Genomic DNA, 528 nt, shown 5'->3' with positions numbered 1-528 from the left:
CAATTGCGGAAAGGAGAAAAAGTGTCGAATTTCCTCATGAATCTTCGCCGTTTGGCCACGATCAGGACCGTTGTTCGCGCTCTCGCTGTTGCTAGACGGATACCATGGATTACAAAAAGTATATACGCTCGAAATAGAACGCTTGTCCGGTGCGCCGCGCCGGATAAGCGTTCTTCTTTTTTGGGCGGGGGGCGAATACGATACAGTAGAAGGCGGCTTGACCGCCGGAAGTGGCGGGAGGGGAGAGCGCTATGGGCAGAATTAAAAAATGGGGAAACCGGCGGCTGCAGCTGCCATCCGCCTTGCGTCTGCCGAGAATCGGCTTTACGCCGCCTGCCCGAAAAAGCTCGTTCAAGTCCGGCCGCTCCGGAATATTCCGTCCTGTAAAACGGAACTCGGGCAGCGGATTCGGGGATGGGGGATGGACGACGCTGCGTTCCGGCGGGGCACGCTTCAAGTCCAGACCCGCCAGGGCTTCGCGTCCTGCGGGTTTCTGGAGCAGACGGCCGGAAAGCGGCGAGCGGCTGG

General features: G+C 58.9%; 1 protein-coding gene. It reads right to left on the bottom strand.

Annotated elements, in window-relative coordinates; translation table 11 throughout:
- Positions 1-109: 109 nt before the first annotated feature.
- The coding region (locus L691_RS32660) for a hypothetical protein (RefSeq protein ID WP_036736435.1) at positions 110-528 on the bottom strand (419 nt) is incomplete at its 5' end.

It is taken from the genome of Paenibacillus zanthoxyli JH29 (assembly GCF_000520715.1).
GTDB classification, from domain to species: domain Bacteria; phylum Bacillota; class Bacilli; order Paenibacillales; family Paenibacillaceae; genus Paenibacillus_AQ; species Paenibacillus_AQ zanthoxyli.
The sequence above is the reverse complement of the archived record's forward strand: the minus strand, read 5'-3'. Positions and strand labels throughout refer to the sequence as shown.